Annotated in this window: 23 protein-coding genes and 1 pseudogene; 10 read left to right on the forward strand and 14 right to left on the reverse strand. The window is 73.9% G+C overall.

What is annotated here, in order from left to right; all coding sequences use genetic code 11:
- Positions 1-470, reverse strand: a 470-nt coding sequence (locus PATMI_RS29475) for a TetR/AcrR family transcriptional regulator (protein ID WP_051471441.1), incomplete at its 3' end; no start/stop codon positions are given.
- 118 nt (positions 471-588) lie between these two features.
- Between PATMI_RS29475 and PATMI_RS29480 the strand changes: the two genes are divergently transcribed.
- The 4 genes from PATMI_RS29480 to PATMI_RS0111910 are packed head-to-tail and all read left to right on the forward strand — an operon-like array spanning position 589 to position 4,017.
- Positions 589-1,326 carry a class I SAM-dependent methyltransferase gene (locus tag PATMI_RS29480; RefSeq protein WP_051471443.1) on the forward strand — a complete coding sequence of 246 codons (738 nt, stop codon included), beginning with the start codon at positions 589-591 and terminating at the stop codon, positions 1,324-1,326.
- A 14-nt stretch (positions 1,327-1,340) separates the two neighbouring features.
- The gene (locus PATMI_RS29485; protein WP_211241728.1) at positions 1,341-2,621 is read left to right on the forward strand and encodes a molybdopterin-dependent oxidoreductase; all 1,281 of its coding nucleotides are present in this window, start codon (positions 1,341-1,343) and stop codon (positions 2,619-2,621) included.
- Positions 2,618-3,253, forward strand: coding sequence for a hypothetical protein (locus PATMI_RS29490; protein WP_157260731.1), 636 nt, complete (start codon positions 2,618-2,620; stop codon positions 3,251-3,253). The genes PATMI_RS29485 and PATMI_RS29490 overlap by 4 nt, the downstream gene beginning before the upstream one ends.
- Positions 3,250-4,017 carry a DUF427 domain-containing protein gene (locus PATMI_RS0111910; protein WP_026911059.1) on the forward strand — a complete coding sequence of 256 codons (768 nt, stop codon included), beginning with the start codon at positions 3,250-3,252 and terminating at the stop codon, positions 4,015-4,017. Before PATMI_RS29490 ends, PATMI_RS0111910 begins: the two co-directional genes overlap by 4 nt.
- 24 nt (positions 4,018-4,041) lie before the next feature.
- Here PATMI_RS0111910 and PATMI_RS0111915 read toward each other — a convergent pair whose 3' ends face one another.
- From PATMI_RS0111915 to PATMI_RS37925, 4 genes are all read right to left on the reverse strand, one after another.
- The gene (locus PATMI_RS0111915; RefSeq protein WP_051471446.1) at positions 4,042-5,103 is read right to left on the reverse strand and encodes a fatty acid desaturase; all 1,062 of its coding nucleotides are present in this window, start codon (positions 5,101-5,103) and stop codon (positions 4,042-4,044) included.
- Positions 5,104-5,307: 204 nt separating this feature from the next.
- Positions 5,308-5,541: a hypothetical protein gene (locus PATMI_RS0111920; RefSeq protein WP_157260732.1), complete on the reverse strand. Its 234-nt coding sequence runs from the start codon at positions 5,539-5,541 to the stop codon at positions 5,308-5,310.
- Between the two features lie 115 nt (positions 5,542-5,656).
- Complete coding sequence (locus tag PATMI_RS0111925; protein WP_026911062.1) at positions 5,657-7,054, reverse strand: wax ester/triacylglycerol synthase domain-containing protein; 1,398 nt, start codon at positions 7,052-7,054, stop codon at positions 5,657-5,659.
- A gap of 108 nt (positions 7,055-7,162) precedes the next feature.
- On the reverse strand, positions 7,163-7,375 hold the full coding sequence (locus PATMI_RS37925) for a hypothetical protein (RefSeq protein ID WP_211241729.1): 213 nt from the start codon (positions 7,373-7,375) through the stop codon (positions 7,163-7,165).
- On the opposite strand from PATMI_RS37925, the gene PATMI_RS29495 reads away from it, so the two are divergent.
- Entirely contained in the window at positions 7,346-7,708 is a 363-nt protein-coding gene (locus PATMI_RS29495; RefSeq protein ID WP_211241730.1) for an NAD(P)H-dependent oxidoreductase, read from the forward strand. The genes PATMI_RS37925 and PATMI_RS29495 overlap by 30 nt on opposite strands.
- 3 nt (positions 7,709-7,711) lie before the next feature.
- On the opposite strand, the gene PATMI_RS0111940 is transcribed toward PATMI_RS29495, so the two are convergent.
- The 5 genes and pseudogenes from PATMI_RS0111940 to PATMI_RS29510 all read right to left on the reverse strand — a co-directional run bounded on the left by PATMI_RS0111940 (position 7,712) and on the right by PATMI_RS29510 (position 12,414).
- Positions 7,712-8,050: a hypothetical protein gene (locus PATMI_RS0111940; RefSeq protein WP_026911063.1), complete on the reverse strand. Its 339-nt coding sequence runs from the start codon at positions 8,048-8,050 to the stop codon at positions 7,712-7,714.
- Between the two features lie 130 nt (positions 8,051-8,180).
- Positions 8,181-8,996 (reverse strand): XdhC family protein, encoded by an 816-nt coding sequence (locus PATMI_RS29500; RefSeq protein WP_051471451.1) that lies wholly within the window; start codon positions 8,994-8,996, stop codon positions 8,181-8,183.
- On the reverse strand, positions 8,993-9,331 hold the full coding sequence (locus tag PATMI_RS0111950; protein ID WP_026911064.1) for an XdhC family protein: 339 nt from the start codon (positions 9,329-9,331) through the stop codon (positions 8,993-8,995). The genes PATMI_RS29500 and PATMI_RS0111950 overlap by 4 nt, the downstream gene beginning before the upstream one ends.
- 104 nt (positions 9,332-9,435) lie before the next feature.
- Positions 9,436-9,909, reverse strand: a pseudogene (locus PATMI_RS29505) ((2Fe-2S)-binding protein); the annotation flags it as partial.
- A gap of 9 nt (positions 9,910-9,918) precedes the next feature.
- Complete coding sequence (locus tag PATMI_RS29510; protein ID WP_084269891.1) at positions 9,919-12,414, reverse strand: molybdopterin cofactor-binding domain-containing protein; 2,496 nt, start codon at positions 12,412-12,414, stop codon at positions 9,919-9,921.
- Positions 12,415-12,810: 396 nt separating this feature from the next.
- Here PATMI_RS29510 and PATMI_RS0111965 point away from each other — a divergent pair, with 396 nt between their 5' ends.
- The 3 genes from PATMI_RS0111965 (at position 12,811) to PATMI_RS29520 (ending at position 15,299) form a co-directional block, all read left to right on the forward strand.
- Positions 12,811-13,461, forward strand: coding sequence for a LuxR C-terminal-related transcriptional regulator (locus PATMI_RS0111965; protein WP_157260733.1), 651 nt, complete (start codon positions 12,811-12,813; stop codon positions 13,459-13,461).
- The gene (locus PATMI_RS29515; RefSeq protein ID WP_051471453.1) at positions 13,461-14,135 is read left to right on the forward strand and encodes a nucleotidyltransferase family protein; all 675 of its coding nucleotides are present in this window, start codon (positions 13,461-13,463) and stop codon (positions 14,133-14,135) included. Before PATMI_RS0111965 ends, PATMI_RS29515 begins: the two co-directional genes overlap by 1 nt.
- Before the next feature lie 228 nt (positions 14,136-14,363).
- A complete protein-coding gene (locus PATMI_RS29520) occupies positions 14,364-15,299 on the forward strand; it encodes a hypothetical protein (protein WP_036725740.1) in 936 nt (311 codons plus the stop codon).
- 12 nt (positions 15,300-15,311) lie between these two features.
- Here the strand turns inward: PATMI_RS29520 and PATMI_RS36680 are convergent, their stop codons facing one another.
- The 4 genes from PATMI_RS36680 to PATMI_RS29530 form a co-directional block, all read right to left on the reverse strand.
- The gene (locus tag PATMI_RS36680; protein WP_157260735.1) at positions 15,312-15,488 is read right to left on the reverse strand and encodes a hypothetical protein; all 177 of its coding nucleotides are present in this window, start codon (positions 15,486-15,488) and stop codon (positions 15,312-15,314) included.
- Between the two features lie 168 nt (positions 15,489-15,656).
- Positions 15,657-17,219 (reverse strand): CYTH and CHAD domain-containing protein, encoded by a 1,563-nt coding sequence (locus tag PATMI_RS34460; RefSeq protein WP_051471455.1) that lies wholly within the window; start codon positions 17,217-17,219, stop codon positions 15,657-15,659.
- Positions 17,220-17,330: 111 nt separating this feature from the next.
- Positions 17,331-17,540, reverse strand: a complete 210-nt coding sequence (locus PATMI_RS0111990) for a hypothetical protein (RefSeq protein ID WP_026911066.1) — start codon at positions 17,538-17,540, stop codon at positions 17,331-17,333.
- Positions 17,541-17,813: 273 nt separating this feature from the next.
- Positions 17,814-18,779 (reverse strand): oxygenase MpaB family protein, encoded by a 966-nt coding sequence (locus tag PATMI_RS29530; protein ID WP_169738360.1) that lies wholly within the window; start codon positions 18,777-18,779, stop codon positions 17,814-17,816.
- On the opposite strand from PATMI_RS29530, the gene PATMI_RS38205 reads away from it, so the two are divergent.
- Both PATMI_RS38205 and PATMI_RS0112005 read left to right on the forward strand, forming a co-directional pair.
- Positions 18,778-19,623, forward strand: a complete 846-nt coding sequence (locus PATMI_RS38205; RefSeq protein ID WP_245604159.1) for a glutaredoxin family protein — start codon at positions 18,778-18,780, stop codon at positions 19,621-19,623. The two genes, PATMI_RS29530 and PATMI_RS38205, sit on opposite strands and share 2 nt — an antisense overlap.
- Positions 19,624-19,667: 44 nt before the next feature.
- Positions 19,668-20,702, forward strand: coding sequence for a hypothetical protein (locus PATMI_RS0112005; protein ID WP_026911067.1), 1,035 nt, complete (start codon positions 19,668-19,670; stop codon positions 20,700-20,702).
- The last annotated feature ends 72 nt before the right edge of the window (positions 20,703-20,774 follow it).

Raw genomic sequence — 20,774 nt, forward strand, 5'->3', positions numbered from 1 at the left:
CCGGGGCGGAGCTCGCCGCGGTCCGCCATCGCGCGGAAGCCGTCGGCCAGCGGGCGCTCCCAGGCGTCGAAGGCCTCGGCCAGCACGGCGCGGGCCTCGTCGTCGTGCTCGGAGAGCTGCGCCACCAGACCGCCGAGCGGACAGCCGCGGCGGCCGTGGGGGCCCGCCTGGGCGTCGACGATGTCGTCGCACCACGCCTCGAAGCGCTCGACCTGCCCGAAGCCCTGCTCGACGTGGCCGTCCTGCGCGCCGAGGACGAGGCACGCCGTGTTCCTGGCCACCGCCCGCAGCAGCTCGCGGCGGCCCGGGAAGTACAGGTAGAGCTGGCTCTTGCTCGTCCGCGAGCGCTCGCGGACGTCGTCCAGGGCCACCGCCGCGACGCCGCGCTCGGCGATCAGCTCGGTGGCGCTGTCGAGGATCCGCCGACGGGTGGCCCGGCCGTTGGCGGTTCGCGGGAGGAGCTCGGGCACGACCGCCAGCGTAGTGGACCTGGACCATGAGGTCCAAGTTCGTGGGTGACGGTGTAACGCCCGGCCGTGACGGTGGACCGACGGGGAACGCCCGCAGTCCGAAGGAGCAGCAAGAGCGATGCCGAGCAGCACCCAGACGCGCGTCCCCCGGGACGCCCCGCAGCCCGCACCGCCCGCCACGACCGGCGGGCTGCGCGTCGTCGGCCGCACGGACGCCGTGGACCCCATCGCCCTCTTCGGGGACCTCCTCGACGCCGCGCCGAGCAGCGCGACGCTCCGGACGATCGACGGCGGGGTCCGCGAGATCGGGATCCGGCGGTGGCTCGGGCCGGCGTGCCCGATCGACGAGCGGGTCCTCGATCGGGCCGACGGCCCGGTGCTCGACGTGGGCTGCGGACCCGGGCGCCACCTCCACGCGCTGGCGCGCCGCGGCGCGGTCGGCGTCGGCGTCGAGGTCTCCCCGGCCGCCGTCCGGCACGCCCGGGCCGGCGGGGCGGTCGTCCTGCAGCGCTCGATCTTCGACGTGCCCGCGACGCGACGGTGGCGGAGCGCGCTGCTCCTGGACGGCAACGTCGGGATCGGCGGCGACCCGGTCGCGCTCCTCGCCCGTGTCGGCGAGCTCCTGCATCCCGGCGGCCGGATCCTCGTGGAGCTCGAGCCGTCGGGCGGCGCGTGGCCGCCCGGTCCGGGGCCGACGATGGTCCGCATCGAGTCGGACGCCGAGGTCAGCCGGTGGTTCCCGTGGGCCTGGGTGACCTCCGCCGGCGTCGACGCCGTCGCCGCCGGGGCGGGCCTCACCGTGGCCGAGCGCTGGGCCGACGGCGGCCGCGAGTTCTGCGCGCTGGAGCGCTCGTGAGGCTGCCGCGCTTGGTGCCGAAGGATCCGCCGCCGGGTCCCGCACGCCCGGACTTCTGGCGCTCCCCGGTCCGGGGCCCGTGGCTGACCGCCATGTTGGGGATCGTGCTGCTGATCGGGTTCCCGATCGTGTTCGTGACCGGGGTGCTCTCGCACGCCGCGTACATGCCGCAGCTGGGCAACAACGACGTGTTGCCCAGGGATCTGGACCTGCAGTTCATCACGTTCGACTGGCCCACCAACCCCGTCTGGCTCTACGCGCTGAACCAGGGCGCGCACGTCACGATCGGGATCCTGCTCGTCCCGGTCCTGATCGCGAAGCTGTGGTCGGTGATCCCGAAGCTGTTCGCGTGGCCTCCGGCTCCGAACGCCGCGGAGGTGCTGACGAAGCTCGCGAACCTGCTGCTCGTCGGCTCCGCGTTCTTCCAGCTGGCGACGGGGATCGCGAACATCCAGCTCTGGTACCCGTGGCAGTTCAACTTCGTGGTGGCGCACTTCTACGGCGGCTGGGTCCTGATCTTCTCGATCCTGCTGCACGTCGCGATCCGGATGCCGAAGGTCCGCGCCGCGATGCGCACCAACAAGGACCTCAAGCCGCTCCGCACCAACCTGCAGAACACGCGGCCGGAGCCGTACGAACCGCACGGCCTCGTCTCGCCCAACCCCGCACCGGCGACGATCTCGCGGCGCGGCGTCGTCGGGCTGGTCGGTGCCGCGTCCGGCGCGCTGCTGGTGACGACCGTCGGCCAGTCCGTCGGCGGACCGCTCCGCAGCCTCGCCGTCCTCGCGCCCCGCGGCAACGGGATCGCGAAGGACGGCCCGAACGGGTTCCCCATCAACAAGACTGCCCACGTCGCGAACATCACGAGCGCGATGGTCGACGGGACGTGGGCGCTCCAGCTGTCGGCCGACGGCGAGGAGCTCGAGCTGGACCGGCAGGCGCTGCTCTCCGGGAAGCTCGTCCCATTGCGCACCTACGACCTGCCGATCGCGTGCGTCGAGGGCTGGTCCACCACCCAGTCGTGGACCGGCGTGCGGCTCTCGGACCTCTCGCGTCTGGTCGGTGCTGACCCCGGACACGTCCTGCACGTGGAGTCGCTGCAGCCGCGCGGGGCGTTCCGGCAGACGACGCTCTCGAAGAACCAGGCGCACGCGGACAGGTCGCTCCTGGCGCTCCGCGTCAACGGGGTCGACCTGTCGATGGACCACGGGTTCCCGGCACGCATCATCGTCCCGGCTCTGCCCGGGGTGCACTGCACGAAATGGGTCTCCGGACTGGAGTGGTCGCACGCATGAGCGACGAACGGGCCGCCGACGACGAGGCGACAGGGGTGCCGGACGGCGAGGGCCTTCCGGGTGGCGGCTCGGGCGATCGTGACCGCGGCTCGTCGCACCCCGTCATGAACCTGTGGCGCCGCTCCTACGGTGCCTCGCCCGCCCACCTGCTCCTCCACCTCGGAGGCATCGCCCTGGCGGCCTGGGCGCTGTCGCAGTCCTTCGACGGCCGCTACTCGGCGGCGTACGGGAACCTCGTGGTCTGGATGGTCGGCGGAGCGATCCTCAACGACTTCGTCGCGCTCCCGCTGTACGTCGGCGCGGACAAGGCCGCGCGGTTCGTGTGGGGTCTCGTCCGTGGTGCGCGGCCCGGCGTCGCCGTCGCCGCGCCGCCGCGCTCCGCACCGCCCCGGGTCCTCGGCAACGGCCACGTCCGCGTCCCGCTCGTGATGTCGGCAGTGCTCCTGCTCGTGTACTTCCCGAACGTCGCGCACAAGGCGCCGCTGAACCACACGCTCGCGACCGGGCTGGCCGAGCAGCCCGACTACGCCGGCCGCTGGCTCGCGATCACCGCGGGCCTCATGATCGTGTCGGCACTCCTCTACCTCGCGCGCCTGGCGCGCGCCCGGACCCGGACGGCGACCACCACATGAGCACGTACCCGCAGCCGATCACGCCCGTCGACCACGTCGAGCCCGTTCCGCGGCGCATCCGCGCCACGCTGGCGGGCCGCACCGTGCTCGACACGATCCGCGCGCAGTACCTGTGGGAGTGGCCGTTCTACCCGCAGTTCCAGATCCCGATGGAGGACATCGACCCGGACGTCCTCGTCGACGAGGAGCACGAGCACCGCGTGAAGCGCGGGACCGTCGCGCGCTACGGGCTGCGCGTCGGCGACGAGCACCGGCCCGGCGCGGTGCGCCGGTACCTCGAGTCGACCGTCCCCGGGATCGCCGGGACCGCCCGCCTGCACTGGGACGCGCTGGACGCCTGGTTCGAGGAGGACGAGCAGGTCTTCGTCCATCCCCGCAACCCGTACGTCCGGGTCGACGCGCTCCGCTCGACCCGCCACGTGCGCGTCGAGCTCGACGGCGTGCTGCTCGCCGAGTCGACCGCGCCGGTCCTCGTCTTCGAGACCGGGCTGCCGACCCGCTACTACCTCGACCGCAGCGCGGTCGACCTGTCGCGGCTGGTCCCGACCGACACCGTCACGCCCTGCCCGTACAAGGGCCGGACGAGCTCCTGGTGGTCGGTCGACACGGGGAGCGAGGTGCACCGCGACCTGGCGTGGTCCTACGACTTCCCGACCCGCCAGCTCCTGCCGATCTCCGGCCTGATCGCCTTCTACGACGAGCAGGTCGACGTGACGGTCGACGGCGTCGCGCAGGAGCGGCCGGTCACGCACTTCCGCAGCTGAGCCGGCCGGGCTCGCGACGGCGTCCTACCGCGGCACGGCCGCGGCCTGGCGCCACGTCACGAGCCGGCCCTGCCGCGGGTCCCAGAGCTTCAGCCGCAGCGCCTTGACGCCGTCCCAGGCGGTCAGGACGGGCACCTCGCGCAGGATCGTCGTGTTGTCGTGCGCGGCCTGCAGGCGGTAGTTCGGCACCTTCGCCGACAGGTGGTGCACGTGGTGCAGCCCGATGTTGCCGGAGAAGAACTGCAGCACCCGCGGCAGCTTGAGGAACGAGCTGCCCTGCAGTGCGGCCTCGGCGTAGTCCCACGTGCCGGAGTTCTCCCAGTACGCGTCCTCGTACTGGTGCTGCACGTAGAAGAGCCAGATCCCGGCGGCGCCGGCGAGCCAGGTGATCGGGACCTGCACGAGCAGGAACTGCACCGGGCCCATGATCCAGCAGAGGACCGCGACGATGACGGCGAGCGCGACGTTCGTCCCGATGACGCTGCGCTTGATGCGCGTGCGGTCGGTGCGCTTCCAGATGCGCGTCTGGATCAGGAGCTCCCAGACCGGGCCGAGCGTGAGCATCACGGCCGGGCTGCGGCCGAAGCGGTAGAGCAGGCGCCGGTGCCACGGGAGCGCGCGGTACTCGTCGACGGTCAGCGTGGCCACGTCGCCCTCGCCACGGCGGTCGAGGTCCCCCGCGGTCGCGTGGTGGACGGCGTGGTGGTGCCGCCAGGCGGCGAACGGCGTGAAGACGATCAGCGCGGTGACCACGCCGACGACGTGGTTGGCCCGCTTGGACGGCAGGAAGCTGCCGTGCGCGCAGTCGTGGAAGACGATGTAGGTGCGGACCGCGAAGCCGGCGGTCGGGACCGCCACGAGCAGCGTCAGCCAGTACGAGACGTCGAGCAGGAGCGCCATCGCGGTCGAGAGCGCCAGGTACGGGACGACCGACGTCAGCAGGCCGGCGACGGCGCGCGGCGTGCTGGGCACGGTGTACGGGGCGAGGTCGGCCCTCCAGCCGCGCTTCGGCCTCGGGGCTGCTGCCGCGGCGGGGGCCTCGTGGCCGTCCACCGCCGGGGCGGGGTGCTGCAGGGTCGCGGACATGGGACCTCCGGGATCGTCGCGCGGGGTGCGACACCGGACGTCACGCCGAGGTGTCGGCCGTCGGTCGGGGACCGTCGGACTGCGTGCTCCCCACGCTAGTCGCGTCCGCGAGGCGTCTCGCTGGGGCATGCCCCCGACCGGCGCTCCACGTGGTGGGGCATGCCCCCGGAAGCCGTTCCCGGGCCGCCCCCGGTCGCCGTCGGGTCAGCCGACCCTGCGGGTCCGGGCGCGACCACGCAGCACGACGTTGTAGGCGATGGCGAACGCGGCCATGAACGCGCCGAAGATCGCGCCCTCCGCGAGGCCGTGGGAGACGTCCTTGGAGGCGGCCATGACGATCCCGAAGATCACGCCGGCCAGCAGGCCCTGCAGGAGGCTGCGCAGCACGAGCGCAGAGGTGGGGGCGTCGGGGGCGACGCGGATGGTCCAACGATGCATGCATGACCTGTACCCCGTATGCGCGCCCGTTTGCGCGACTCGGGACCTCCTCATCGCCTGGCCCTCGGGCGACAGGACGATGAACGTCGTCACGGCGATCCCGCCGCTGTGGCGCTCAGTCGCGGAGGGTCGTCCGGCTCCCGGTCGGCGCCAGGGCGAGGATCTCGTCGAACGCCTCGACCAGGCAGCGACGGAACGTGTCCGGCTCGGCGATCGCCGCCGCGTCGTGGTTGATCGTCACGCAGCACGTCGCGCCGTGGCTCATGAGGACGATCATCGCCGCGACGCCCGGCAGGGGCCCGAAGCCGTAGAGCCGCAGCACCTGGGCGCCGGCGACGAAGACCTCGGCGTCGCGGATCCCGGGGATGTTGCTGGCCTGCACGTCGCTGGTGGACGTCATCTGCCGGACGGCGCGCGCGAGGACCGGGGTCGGCAGGCGGGCGAGCGCGGGGGAGAGCCCGTCGAGGGCCTCGATCGCGGGCTCGTCGCGGATCGACCGCACGACCGACCGGATCGCGAGCATCCGCTCCGTCGGGTCGGCGATCCCGGTCGGGGCGCTCAGCCGCGCGGCGGCGAAGCGGTTGCCACCGCTCGTCTCCTCCGGCCGGCGGATCGAGATCGGGATCGAGAGCGGGAGCTCGTCGACCGGGCTCCCGACGGCCTCGTGGTAGCGGGCGAAGGCGCCGGACACGGCGGCGAGGTACGCGTCGTTGAGCGACGCGCCGGCCTGCTTCGCGGCGGCGGAGAGCCCGGGGAGCGGGACGTCCAGGGCGACGAACCGCCACGTCCCGCTGCGGTTCGCGAGCTCCGGGGACGGGGAGGCCGAGACCGGCCCGAGCACGCGCCGGAGCGACGCGAGGTAGCGCGCGGTCCGCGCGGGCCGGAGGGCCACGCTCCCGGTGGAGCGGAGCAGGCCGACGCCCTTGCCGGCCAGCGCGAGCTCCCGACGCACCGCCGACCGCAGCACGGCCGGCCGTCGCGGCTCGGGCGGGGCGGGCTGCGGCTTGTCCGCGGAGTGCTCGCGCTGCCGAGAGTGCAGCCCGGCGAACAGCTGCACGCCCGCCGCGCCGTCCAGCGTCGCGTGGTGCATCTTCAGGACATAGGCCGCCCGGCCGCCCTGCAGGCCGGTGAGGAGCAGGGCCTCCCACGGCGGTCGGGACGGGTCGAACGACGACTGCGCGACGGTCGCCGCGCGGTCGAGGACGTCCTGCCAGGAGGCTCCGGGCATCGCGGAGCGGAAGACGTGGTGCTCCAGCGAGAAGTCGCGGTCGTCGACCCACGCGGGGTAGCCGAGCGGACCGTCGACGACCCGCTGACGAAATCGGGGGACCATGCGGCTGCCCCAGTCGTGGGCCGTGAAGAACCGGTCCCAGTCCGGGGCCTGGTCGAGCTCCTCGACGGCCATGATCGTCGAGCTCAGCGCAGGGTCGGACTCGGCCTTCCACATGACCGCCTCGATGGCGTTGAACCCGGGGCTCCCCCACTGCATCGGTGCATCGGTGCGCTCAGGCATGCGGTTCCGGCTCTCCTCGGGTGTCCGTCGTCGTGTCGCGAGCCTACGGCAGGCGCGGTCGGCCGAGGACGTGCGGAGAGCCGCGTCGGAGGGCGTCGCGATGTGGCGTCAGACGGCCGCGGCGATGATCCGCTCGAGGGCCGTGCGGGCCGCGGCGTCGTCGATCTGACCGTGCGCCATGGCGCGAGCGACGCCGTCGGCGGCCCCGAGGACCGCGTGCATCGTGGCGTCGGTGATCGTGCCGCCGGTCGCGAACGGTGCGAGGAGCGGATCGAGCGGGCGGACGCCCTCGTGCTCGTCCTCCCGGTCTACTGGTGGCACGCCCCGGCCCTGCTCAAGGGCTGGATCGACCGCGTCTTCCAGTACGGCTGGGCGTACGGCGACGAGGGCGGGGGCCCGGTCCGGGGCGAGGCGATCGCCGCGCTGGACGTCCACCTCGTCGGGCTCGCCCAGGCCGACGCCGGCGTCTACGGGCGCCACGGCTACGCCGACTCCCTGCGCGTCGGGATCGAGCACGGGATCTTCGAGTGCTGCGGCGGTCGCGTGAGCTCCTCGCGCCTCGTCCACTGGGCGGACGGCGACGCGGGGCGGGCCGCGGACGAGGCCGCCGCCGCGGTCGTCGCGGAGGTCGGGCGGGCGCGGGCGGCGACCTAGGCCTCAGGCCGCCGCGGCCTCGTGCCCGAGCTCGAGGAACCGCCGGGCGTCGTGGACGATCTCGTGCCGCTCGATGCGCGGCTCGGTGCGCCACCCCTTCGGCCGGTACTCGAGGGAGGCGTAGGCCTCCTCGGTCTCGCGGTCGTGCCGCCGCATGCGGTCCTCGTCGTCCCAGAGCGAGACGGTCGTGACCGCTCCGGCGTCCCAGTCGACGAGGACGAACGCGTTCAGGCACCCGAACGTGTCGAGGGTCGACGGGATGGCGTTGCGCTCGAGGTCGTCGATCGTCGGCTGCATCCGGGCGGGCTCCAGGCCGGCGAAACGATGGAACGTGGCGAACATGGGGAACTCCTTCTTCGGTCCCTCGACGATACGCCGAAAATGGTCCGATCGGGGAATCTTCGTAGGGGCGCGAACGTGGCCGGGGAACGGTTCGCCGCCGCCGCCCGGGCGCGGCGACGGTGCCCCGGCGTCAGCCCCGCCGCACCGACGCGGCCACGGCCGCGTCCTCCGCGACCGGCAGCCCCGGGAGGGGGTCGGAGGTCGGCGGGTGCACCGGCCCCGACGCCGCCCGCAGCGCGCCGCCGGGCCGGCCGGCGCGGACGGCGACGATCTCGGCCACGATCGACAGTGCGGTCTCCGCGGGCGACGCGCCGCCGATGTCCAGGCCGCAGGGCCCGTGGATGCGGGCCCGGTCCTCGGCGCGCATCCCGGCCTCGTCGAGTCGGGCGGCCCGGCGGGACTGCGTGCGTCGGGAGCCGAGGGCCCCGACGTAGAAGGCGGGGGACCGCGTCGCCTCGACCAGGGCGGGGACGTCGAAGCGCAGGTCGTGGGTGAGGACGAGGATCGCGGCGTCGGTGTCGAGGCCGGCCTGCGGCAGCGCCTCCTGCGGCCATCCGAGGACGAGGCGGTCGGCCGACGGGACGCGCTCCTGCGTCAGGAACGTCTCGCGGGCGTCGACGACCGTCGAGCGCCATCCCATCCGCCGGGCGAGGAAGCAGAGCTCCTCGCCGATGTCGTAGGCCCCGACGACGACGAGGTGGACCGGGGGGCCGAAGAGCTCGGCGAGCACGCGGAGCCCGTCGTGCTCGATCGTGGTCGAGCGCCCGACGATCCGGACCTCGTCCACGGCGCCGGCGAGGGCGGCCGGCGCCGACCCGCTGACGGCGCCGGTCTCGAGGTCCACCACGAGCTTGCGACCGATGGCGGGGCCCTCGAGCACGGTGAACGCCACGCCGCGGTGCCCCGACGCCGCGAGCGCCGCGACGTCGTCGCTCTCGGTGCTCACAGCGCCTCCACGAAGATGTCGATCTCGCCCCCGCACGGCAGGCCGATCTCGAAGGCCTCGTCGTCGGCGATGCCGTAGGTCACGAGGCGCGGGGTCCCGGCGAGGAGGACCTCCTGCGCGACGCGGCAGACGTCCGCCTCGACGCAGCCCCCGGAGACCGAGCCCGCGACGGCGTCGTCGGCCCGCACGACCATCCGGGTCCCGACGGGGCGCGGGGCGGAGCGCCGCGTCGCGACGACCACGGCCGACGCGACCGGGTGGCCCTGCGCCTTCCAGCCGTGACCGACCGCGAGGGGATCGGTCGCCGCCGCGCCGGCGACCGCGGTCGTGCTCACTCGGTGGACCCGGTGATCTCGGCGCCGCTCTTGCTCGGCTTCCGCGCCGCCGGCTTCTTCTTCTTCGCCTTGCGCTTCTTCGGCTTGGTGACCTTCAGGACCGGCATCGCGGCCTCGCCCTGCCGGATGGCCTGACGGATGCGCGGGTAGGTCCCGCAGCGGCAGACGTTGCGGATCTGGTCGAGGTCGTCGTCGGTGACCTTGCGCTTCTGCCGCTGCGCCGTCTTGACGACGTCGACGGCGGCCATGATCTGGCCGGGCTGGCAGTACCCGCACTGCGCGACGTCGACGTCGAGCCAGGCCTGCTGCATCGGGTGGATCGCCTTGCCGACCGACGGCGCGAGCCCCTCGATCGTCGTCACCTCGTCCGTCGGCAGGATGTCCTTCACCGGCGTGACGCAGGGGTTGAACGCCTTGCCGTTGAGGTGGCAGGTGCAGGCACGGCAGACCCCGATGCCGCAGCCGTACTTCGGGCCGTGGATCTTCAGGACGTCCCGCAGCACCCAGAGCAGGCGGACGTCGTCCTCGACGTCGACCGAGACCTTCTTGCCGTTGACGATGAACGTGTGGTTCGGCATCGGGGTCCCCTACTTGCTCGTCGTGCTGGTGGACGTCCTGGTGGCGGGCTTCTTCGCCGCCGGGCGCTTCTTCTTCCGCGCCGCGCGCTTCTTCTTCGTGGTCTTGCGCTTGATGCCGGCGCGCTCGAGGCCGTCGGAGGGGACCTCCGGGACCGGGGGCGACGCCGGGTAGGGCGTGAAGTGCAGGGGCGAGTTGTGATTGATCGGGAACTCGGTCGGCATCTTCCCGGTGGCCCGCGCGTAGGCGCAGGCCACGGCGGCCATCGTCGTACCGACCGACGCCTCACCGGCGCCGCCGGCGACCTCGGAGGTCTGCGGCATGACGATGATCTCGACCACCGGCGGCACGTTCCACTGCCGCGTGTAGGCCGAGTTGTCCCAGCTCGCCTCGATGAAGTTCCCGTCCTTCAGGTGGTGGCTGTAGGTCAGCGCCTGCGCGATGCCGTCCATGCAACCACCCATCACCTGCGCCTTCAGCCCGAGCGGGTTGATCGGCAGGCCCACGTCGATGGCGAAGACGATCTTCGTGACGCGCGGGCCGGTGACGGCCTGACGGATCTTGCGGTTGACCGTCGGCGGCGTGCAGTCGATCTCGACGAGGCAGGCGGTCCGGCCCTTGTACTCGTTGCGCATGGCGATGCCCTGCGCGGTGTTCGGGACCATCTTCCGGCCCCAGTTGCCTGCCTTCTTCACCGCGTTGAGAACGCCCTTCATGCGCTCGTCCTTCGCGAACGCCAGGCGGAACTCCATCGGGTCCCGGCCGAACTCCTTCGCGACCCGGTCGACCATGAGCTCCGTCGCCGTCGCGACGTCCGGGCTGTAGACGTTGCGGACGCTCGACGTGTTGAACGTGTTGAACGCGTCGATCTCGTTGAGCAGCTGCGTGACGACGCCGAAGTTGTACGGCACGTTCGCGGTCGTCGTGAACACGGTCTCGGAGAACTGCGCGAAGTTCTGCAGCGGCAGGCGCGTCTCGGCCGCGGTCAGGTAGTCGCCGAGACCCTGGGTGAAGTCCGTGGGGACGGCCGTGTGGCGCTGGTCGTACTGGAGGACCGCCCCGCCCCCGGTCGTGATCCGGACCTTCGAGGTCGTCAGCGGGTGGTGGCGGCCGTGGCGCGCGTCGTCGGCCCGGTGCCACATGAGCTTCACCGGCTGCCCGATCGAGCGCGAGATGACCGCGGCCTCGAAGGCCCCGTCGCAGAACAGCCGGCGTCCGAAGGAGCCGCCTCCGTCCATGACGTTGACCTTCACGGACTCGACGTTGAGCTTCAGGAGCTCGGCGATCTTGCCCTGCGCCCACTGCGGCGACTTCAGCGGCGCCCAGATCTCCGCGCGGTCCTTCCGGACGTCGGCGACGGCGCAGTTCGTCTCCAGCGCGGAGCCGGAGCGGAAGTTGAAGGTGAAGGTCTCCTCGATGACCTTGCCGAGCGCCGGGGTCATCGGCAGCTCGGCCTTCGCGAGGTCCTGCTTGATCGACTGCTCGGTGCGCCCGGCGATCGGGCCCTTCGTCCAGCTGACCTTGAGCGCCCGGATCGCCTCGATGCACTGCCCGAAGGTCCGCGCGACGACGGCGACGCCGCCCTGGACGTCGTCGGAGTGCGGCACGAGGAGCACGTGCGTGACCCCGGGCATCTTCAGGACGGCGGCCTTGTTCTGGATCGCCGTGGCCGCCGCGTTGAGCGTCGGCGGGCGACAGATCATCGTCGGGCTGGCGTCCTTCGGCTGGAGATCCATCGTGAACGTCTTGCGGCCCATCACGATGTCGAGCGCGTCGACGCGCTTCTGCTCGGTGCCGATGAGCTTCTGGGCCGACGCCTTCTTCAGCTTCGGCTCGAACTCGATCATCCGCTTGACCGCGGCCTTCTCGGTCAGGGCGCCGAAGTCGATGCTGCCGCCGTGGCTCGCCGTGAAGACGCCGTCCTTCAGCGTCAGGTCGCGGCCGGGGACGCCGAGCTCGCGGGCGGCGGTCCGCTGCAGCTGGGTCCGGGCGACGGCGGCCGCGCGGCGGACGGGCTCGTAGAGCGTGAACACGCTGCTGGACCCGGCCGTCAGCTGATTGAACAGGAGCTTCGGCTCCGCCGGCATCAAGGTCACCTTGACCTTGCTCATCGGCAGGTCCATCTCGTCCGCGATGATCATCGTGAACGTCGTGGTGATGCCCTGACCGTTCTCGGAGCGGGGCAGTTGGAAGTGCGCGTTGCCCTGCTTGTCGATCGTGATCGCCAGGAGCCCGTAGGTCGGCGCGGCGACGACGTTGAGGACATCGGAGAGGTCGAAGAACTCCGGGATCGTCGGTCCCGGGAGGCCCTCGGCGGCCGCCGGCTCCGGGTCCATGAAGCGGGCGGCGGCGACGAGCGTCGGCGCGGCGAGGAGGTAGCCGACCATCCGCCGCCGGGAGATCCGCCTCTCGGTGGCATCGGGCAGCGACGACCCTTCGGGCGCGTCAGCGGCGTCCGGGCGGCGTGCCGCGGGACCCCCGTTCGTGGAACGGTCGGGGTCGGGCATGTTCGTGCTCCTTCGTGAGGGACCGGGGGAGTCCGGGTCGTGCTGCCGGTTGACCGTGCAACGACCGCGTTCCTGCGAGCTTCCTCGCGTCTGGGGACCCGATTCGGCAGTCCCGCCTTTTGGTGGTGTCGTGCCGGGGCACTGCTTGGGCACCGTGCAGCTCCGCGGTCCCGGGAGGGCGGCACGCGGTCGGCCGCGAACGCGACCTGCGGTAGCGACGGCCCGTTCGGGTACCGGAGAAGCGTGAACACGGGCACACACGGCCTGGTCCGGGAGAACGCGCCCGGCGAGCCGGCGACCACGGCGGACCGGTCGCCTTCCGACCCGTCCGCCGACGACCCGACCGGATCCGCGTCACCTGCTCCGACGTCCCGGGGCGGGGCGCGCGTCCGCGGGTTGCACGGTCTGGTCATCGACGACCAGGGCGTCGCCCGGCGAGGGATGCTGTCGCTCGCGTGCGAGGCCTTCGCGGACGCGGCGTCGTGGATCGGGGCGGAGTCCGGTGCCGCGGGCCTCGAGCTCGCCCGGCGGCAGCAGCCCGACGTCGTCCTGATGGACATGCACCCGCCGGACGTCCCCAGCGGGCCCGCCCTGCTCGGGCAGCTGCGGACGGTCGTGCCGGCGGCGCAGATCGTCGTGATGTCCGGTGGGACCCCCGGCGACGCGGTCAAGCAGTGCCTCGAGTCGGGCGCGGACGGCGCGCTCTGGAAGGGCTCTCCCGAGCAGGAGATCACCCTCCTCCTCCGGCAGGTCGCCGCCGGGGACCGGATCATCGACACCCGGGTCGCCGCGGCGCTGGCGGCGCGGGAGGAGGGCCGTCGCCGGGCCGCCGTGGCCCTGACCGACCGCGAACGCGCGGTGCTGGGGCTCCTCGCGGAGGGGTGCTCGAACCGCGAGATCGGGCGCCGGCTGCTCCTCTCGCCGGCCACGATCAAGGACCACGTCCGTCACCTGCTCCAGAAGCTCGACGCCTCGTCCCGGCTGCAGGCCCTGGTGAAGGCGTTCAACGCCGGCCTCCTCGACGACGGCAGCCGGTGGGTCCCGTAGTGGGTCGGACCAGGTCGGGGGCGGGCGACGCTCGATCGACGGGTCCGGACGGCGCACCGCCGCGAGCACGGCGGTTCGCGGTCGTCCTCGCCGCGGGGGAGGGCCGGCGCTTCGGCGCCGCCAAGCAGCTCGCGCAGCTCGACGGTCGGCCGCTCCTCCGTCACGCGATCGACGCGGTCGCCCCGCGCTCCGACGTCGACGGCACGGTCGTCGTCCTCGGGGCGCACGCCCCGGCGATCGTCGACGCGGTGGACCTCGACGACGTGTCGGTCGTGCATTGCGAGGCGTGGCGGTCCGGCCCGTCGGCGAGCCTCGCGACCGGCCTGGACGCTGCGCTCCGCCTCGGTGCGACCGAGGTCCTGATCACGCTCGGGGACCAGCCCCTCCTGCGCGCCGCGACGGTCGACCGCGTGCTCTCGCGACCCGGCGCCGTGGTCCGCGCCGTCCACGACGACCGGCCGGGACACCCCGTGCTGCTGCGCGGCGCCGCGATCGGGCGCGTCGCCGCGCTCGGCGACGACGACCGGCGGGCGTTCCTGGCCCGCTCGGCGGTGCGGGTCCCGGTCGGCGACGTCGACGCCGGGACCGACGTCGACCGACCGGGCGACCTCGCGGCGCTCGAGCGGACGTCCGCGGAGGGGCCCCGGGGAGGCGAGCGCGCGCCCCGACCGTGACGCACGCGCGAGTGCCGGCGGATTCGGCCCCCGCCGAGGATCGGGCGCCGGCCGGCACCGGGGTGATTCGTGCTCCGGGGTCTGGCGGGCCCGCGAGGTGGTCGGTACGGTCGCGTGGTGCGCGCGGGGGCAGCCATCGCGGATCGTGGTTTCGGGGCTCGGGCGCGCCGGGCGCGACGGCTCGCCCGTGACATCCACCGCGGGCACGTCGACCGTTCCGGCGAGCCGGTGATCGACCACGTCGTCCGCGTCGCGCTCGAGGTCCCCGCCGACGCCCGCGTCGTCGCGCTGGTGCACGAGGTGTGCGCGTTCTCGGCGGACCCGCCGTCCGAGGTCGCGTACCTCCTCGATCTCGATCGCCACGAACGCGAGGCGCTCGAGCTGCTGACGCCGGCGCCCCGGGAGTCGCTGACCGCGCACGCCCGCCGGATCGCGGGAGCGCCCGCCGGCTCGGGCAGGCGGATGGCGCTCGCCGTCCACGAGGTCGATCTCCGCGATCATCAGGCCCACGACCCGAGGAGCGCGTCCAGGTACGCCGAGGCGCGAGCGGCGCTCAGCGTGGAGGCCCTTGCGACGGCCGTTCCCGCTGCCGCCGAGGCGGCCGAACCACCGTCCGCCCGTCCGGCACCGGACCGGTCGGCGGACCCCGCGGTACCGCAGGTGGAGGAGGGACGGTCCGTGGCGGCGGCGGGCGAGGACCTCGAGCCCGGGGCGAACGAGTACGTTCCCGTACAGCGGGCCGTGGTCCGGCCCGGGATCCGGACGTCGGTGCAGGGGGATGCGGTGCGGTCGATGGTGCGCGGGATCGTCAGGTTCGCGAGGGGTGCCCGCCGGGGGACCTCCGACGACGCCGCGACGACGGGCGCACCATGCGACGAGCACGGATCGGGACTGCCTCGCGACGTCGTGCGCGCGCTCCGGCACGAGACGCTGGCCGTCCGGACGATGCTGGAGGACGTGGCACGCGGCGACGCCCCGCTCCCGACGACGGACCTGCAGACCGCGGCGGGCCGCATCGGCCTGCTGCGACGGGAGATCCAGTCGTGGACCGAGGTGGGTGTCCCGGCCGACACGCACGACGACCTGGAAGAGGCGCGGGCGGCGATCGAGCACTCGCTCCTGCTGGTGTGGCAGATCGCCGACCGTCTCGACCGGATCGGCTGACGCCCGGCGCCGCTACTCGTCCTCGGGCGGCGGGGCGTCGCCCGGAGGGGCGTCGGTCGCGGGAGCCTTCAGCGCCCGGTCGACCGTGTCGAGCGCGTCGACCAGCTCGTCCTTCAGGCGCGCGACGATCGTCAGGTCGTCGTCCTCGACGTCCTGACGATCGTCCCGGGGGCCGGGCGCGCCGATCACGAGCGGGTCGTCCCGCGCACACGGCAGCGCGCCGCGGGGCCTTCGGTGTCGTCCGGCGCGTGCATCCCCACTGGTCTACGTCGCCGACACGTCGATCGCGTATCGGGACCATGGCCGTCCGGTGATCGTGCGTTCCGGATGGACGGATGAGCGAGCCTGCGCGTCCGATCAGACGGGCGTCGCGGACCCCTGCCACTCGTCGAGGCACCGTCGAAGGCGCCTCGTGTGCGCCTTCGGGGTCTCGGCGTAGACGCGGCGCCCGAGGGTGAGCGCGTCGCCGAGCAGCTCGGCGCGGCGGCGGTCGACGAGGTCGAGCAGGCCGTCGACGTCGGCCGCGGGGTCGTCGATCGGTGCGCCGGTGAGCCGGTCGCGGAGGACCGCGAGGTCGTGGTCGTCGCCGAGCAGCTCGGAGAGGTGGTGGGCCTCCTCGGCCTGCGGCTGCAGGACAGCGGGCCAGGCGTTCTGGAGCAGCAGGCCGTGATACCAGAGGTCCTTCACGCGCTTGCGCCACTCGTGCAGCTCGTCGGCGGTGGGCCGGTCCCCGTCACCGGGGAGCTGCGCGTGGCCCGCCGCGTAGGCGCGTCCCTCGCCCTGGAGGACGCTCGTCACGGTCGTCGCGTCGAGGGGCCAGGACGGGATCCGCTCCAGCACGCCGCGGACGCCCGCGATCGCGTCGTCGACGGGCACCGCGCGGTCCGCGGACGCGCTTCCGGCGAGCGCGTCCCTGACGGCCGTGAACGCCGCGGCCGGCAGCCGGCCGGCGTAGCGGTCGGCGAGGGCCTCGACGGTCTGCACCAGGACGTCGGCGTCGCGGGCCGCCGACAGGGTCGCCGCGGCCGACCGGAGCGCGGCGTTCTCGCGGCGCGCGACCTCCCGGCCGATCGCGGGGCGCGAGAGCCGCAGGAGCGCCCGCGTCTTCTTCAGCCGCTTGCGCGCGTCGTGGACCGCCTTGCCCGGCTCCTCCGCGATCCGGCGCTCGAGCGCGTCGAGCGCCCCGGTGAGCTGGTCCGACGCGCTGCGCCGCAGGCCGTCCGCGAGCGTCTCGTGCGCCGCGACCTGGAATCCGGGGGCGGCGTCGCGCCGCGGCGCGGGCGCGCTCGCGGACCGCGCCTCGTCCCCGGCCGCCGCTCGGGCAGACCGGGGTTCGGCCGGCGGCCGCCCGGCACCGGCGAGCGCCGCATTGCGGTAGCGCCGGTCGGCGGTCACCTCGACGCGCAGGAACGGGGGAGGGACGAACGCGGCCGAGGCGTCCTCGCCGTCGAACTCGACCTCGGCCAGGACGAGGCCCGCGAGCGGTCCGCCGAAGCGGTCGACGGTGCAGAGCGGCGCGTCGGGCGCGCCGCCGAGCCGGTACTCCGTCCGCAGCTTCTCGATCCGGCGGCCGTCGGTGACGACCCAGAGCTCGTCGAACTCCTCCGCGGTGATCCCGACCTCGACCTCGGTCCGGACGACGGCGTCCTCGCCGGCGCCGGGTCGCGCGGCCTTCGTCGTCAGCTGCCGGACCACGGGCGCCTCCGCCGTGCCGGTCGGCGGGGCGGGCCCCTCGGACGACTCCGCGCCGGGGGTGGGGCCCGCGGCCGGACGCGTGAGCCGCACCCGGACCTCGGGGTCCGCGCCCGGCGGCGTGACGTAGCCCTGCCGGATCTCCCACGACCGCGTCTCCGTGACGGCCGGACCCCACGTGGCGGGGTCGTCGTCGACCAGGAACTTGCGCTCGATCTCGATCCCCACCGGTCGAGCCTGCCACACCGACGACCCCCGGATCATCCGGTCTCCACGTCGCGCGCCTCTGGCACCAGGGCGCCATGTCGACCGACCACGAGAAGCCGCTCGTCCGACGAGCTACGGGATCGGTGCGCGGTCGTCCGGTCCGCCCGCGTCCCGCCCGTGCTCGTCCAGGACCTCGATCCAGTCGTCCAGCTGGTGGAGCAGCGACGCGAGGCGCTGGTGCAGCTGCTGCGTGGCGCGGTGCAGGCGCTCCGCGTCGGCGGGCCGCGGCGCAGGGCGTTCGGGGTCCGGTACGGGACCGGGGAGCGACGACGGGCAAGGCAACGGTCAAACCTCAGGATGGGGCTCGGGGCGGCGCGCGAGCAGGGGAGGCCTCGGTGATCCCGGGGGAGGAGGGTCCCCGGGGCCGCCGGACGAGGGCGAGGGATCCGGCCACCGGAGCACGGAGACCGACGATCACCTCCTAGAACGCAGCCGCGGCCCGTGCGGTTGCCATGGCGTGCACCGCGCGCCGAGCTGCCCCGGCCGGAACCGGGGCGCGGTCCCGTGCGCGGTGCTCCGCCTTCGGGTCGGCCGACGTCGCCGGTCCGTCTGCGCCTAGAGCGGGCCGTCGACCGCGCGGCGGAACGACACGCGGTTCGCGCGGGCGAGGTCGCGGATCGCCCGGTGCGCGATCGGGTGGTAGCGCAGCACCGGCGGCAGGACGCCGTTGAGCCCGCGGATGCCGGTCCGCAGGACCGCCAGGAGCTGCTCGTCGCGGTCGCGCCAGCGCACGCCGAGCGTCTCCCGCGCGCTGGGCGGCAGCGCGCCGATGCCGACCCAGAGCCATGCGCCGAGGAGCGGACGCTGCACGAGCCGCCAGACGCCGTCGGGAAGCCCCGGCACCGGGCACGGGACCCCGTTGCGCGCCGCGTCGAGGATGCCCTGGGACGTCGCGTTGCGCTCGAGGACCTCGGCGCACATGTGCTCGAACCACGCTTCGAGAGCGGCGCGGTCGGCCGGGACGGCGGAGTCGTCGGCGCCGTACCGGCGGTACCAGAGCAGCGCCTCCGCCCAGAGCTGGTCGAGCTCCTCGTCGGTGAGCGGGACCCCGAGCCGCTCGGTGCCGGCGACGATGCCGTGGACGAACGTGACGTGCGCCCAGAAGAAGGTCTCGCCGTCCAGGGCGTCGTAGTCGCGACCTTGATCATCCGTGCCCCGGATCGTGCGGTGGAAGCCCCGCACGAGCTCGCCGGCGTCGGTCGGGCCGGGTGCTGCGTGGGGATCGGCGTAGACCACCCGCATGATGTGGGGGACCGAGCGCATGATCCGGTCGAGCGGGTCGTCGAAGAAGTTCGAGTGCTGGACGAGCGAGGCCCCGATCGCGGGGTGCATCGTCTGCAGCAGCCCGACGGAGCCCGCGGTCAGCGCCATGTAGGACTCCCCGAACAGGCGCCACGTCAGGGAGCCGGGCCCGAGACCGAGCGGCGGGCCGTCCCCCGGCGGGACCGACGGCTCCGAGCTCGGCTCCGGCGATCGGGGGCCGCCGATGCGCGGGAGCCGGACGGGGAGCGGGATCCGCATGGCGACGCTACGTGCGGCGGCGCCCGGCGGACGTCGGCCGTCGCCGCACCCGCGCCCCGGCATCGCGGGCGCCGACCGGAGCCGGCCGGGGAACGCTCGGACACTCGGGCTGGCCCGCCCGGCCCGCCCGGGCAGGACACCCCCTGATCGGGTGGTCGGTCGGGCGCTTTGGCGCATCGACGGTCGCCCTCCCGTGCTTCGAGGGGGCAGGATCGCGACGGCGGCCGCCGGGCCATGCATCGACCACACGGGACATTCTCCGTCGTGGGCGGCCGTCACGGTGGCGCCGTCGTGCGTGCCTTACGCGGTACGGCACGGTGCCGGCGACCGTCGGTCGTCCCGTGCGCCCGTCGCGGACGCCTGCGCCGGACCACCCCCGACCTCCACCCTCGTGCTGCACCTCACCATCTTCACCGCGCCAGGCGACGAGCGATGCCGCCGGGCCCTTCGCACCCTCGGCAGGCACGGCGTGCCCTACGCCGAGGTGGCGGCCGACCGCGACCCGGACTTCCACCGACGACTGCGGAGGCTCACGGACGACCAGGCGCTGCCCCAGGTCGTCGTCGACGGGACGCACGTCGGCGGCCTGGAGGCGCTGTGGCGCCTGGACCGGCTGGGCATCCTGCGCGCGCTCGCCGACGGACGCGCGGACCCGGTGGTCCGCGTCCGTCGGACCGGGCACCTCGTCGGCGGCCGGACGTGGACGGCCGAGCGGTACGGCCTCGACGGTCGACGCATCGGCCGGGTCTTCGGCGCCACCGAGGCGGACGCCCGGGCCGCGCTGAACGCCGCGCCCCCGGCTCGCCGTCCCGCGATGCCGCCGCGCCCCACGACGCGACCCTGACCTTCACCCGTCCCGACACGCCCCCTCCGACCGAAGGACCAGAGATGGACGACCACGCCCCGAAGCACCGCACGAGCCGCAGGCTCCTGGCCATCGCCGCCGTCGCGCTCGCCGGCGTCGGCTCGACGGCGCCCGCACACGCTTCGACCACTTGGGGGATCGCCGACCAGAAGCCCGCGACGTTCACCGACCCGGCGTTCCTGAAGCTCCGTGTCGCCGGCATGAGGACGGCGCGCTACACGGTCCGGTACGACGCCCTCCGGTACCGCAGCAGCTCCCGTCTCGGGTACCACGCGCAGAACCTCGACGCGTGGCTCACGGCCGCGCGGGCGGCGGGCGTCCGCCCGCTGGTGACCTTCTGGGTGACCGCCTCGGGCTCGCGGTCGCTGAAGCGCCGGATCTCCACGACCCGTTTCCGGACCGAGTTCCGGCACTTCCGCAGGGCCTACCCGTGGGTCCGGGACTTCTCGCTCTTCAACGAGCCGAACCTCACCGGTCCGTACAAGCGGGATCCCGCGGCGCTCGGCCGGCTCTATCGGACGATCAGCAGGGACCTGCGCGGCTGCCGCAGCTGCCGGTTGCTCGCCGGCGACCTCCACCTGACCTCCGGTCGCTCGGCCGCGTCGTACGCCCTGAAGGTCCGTCGCGCGGCCAGGATGCCGGTCCGGATCTGGGGCCTCAACAACTACAACGACGTCAACGACCGCCGCTCCACGCAGACGTCGAGGTTCCTCCGCTCCTCCGCGGTGAAGCACGCGAAGGTGTGGATCACCGAATCCGGTGGCGTGTACAGCCGGAAGGCATCGTCGGAGCGGAAGAACCCGTTCCTCGCGCAGCGCCGGAAGGCGACGGGGGACGCCGCGCGGGAGCGGTACCAGTACGACGCCACGCGCTACCTCAGGACGATCGCCAGGCGCTGCCGGCGGCAGATCCAGCGCGGCTACGTCTACCAGCTTCGGTCCGAGCCCGACCCGTCCTGGGTGCCCGGCACGCGCAACGCCTCGTGGGACTCCGGGCTGCTGGACCCGCGGGGCGAGGAGCGCCGGTCCTACGGCTACGTGCTGCGGCACCTGCTGTAGCCCCCGCCGGTGGACGCGGAACGGGACCGGCGGTCGCAGACGCCGGTCCCGTTCGTCGGCCGCAGGCCGTCT

Origin of the sequence: Patulibacter minatonensis DSM 18081, assembly GCF_000519325.1 — a bacterium.
In the GTDB taxonomy this organism is placed as follows: Bacteria; Actinomycetota; Thermoleophilia; order Solirubrobacterales; family Solirubrobacteraceae; genus Patulibacter; species Patulibacter minatonensis.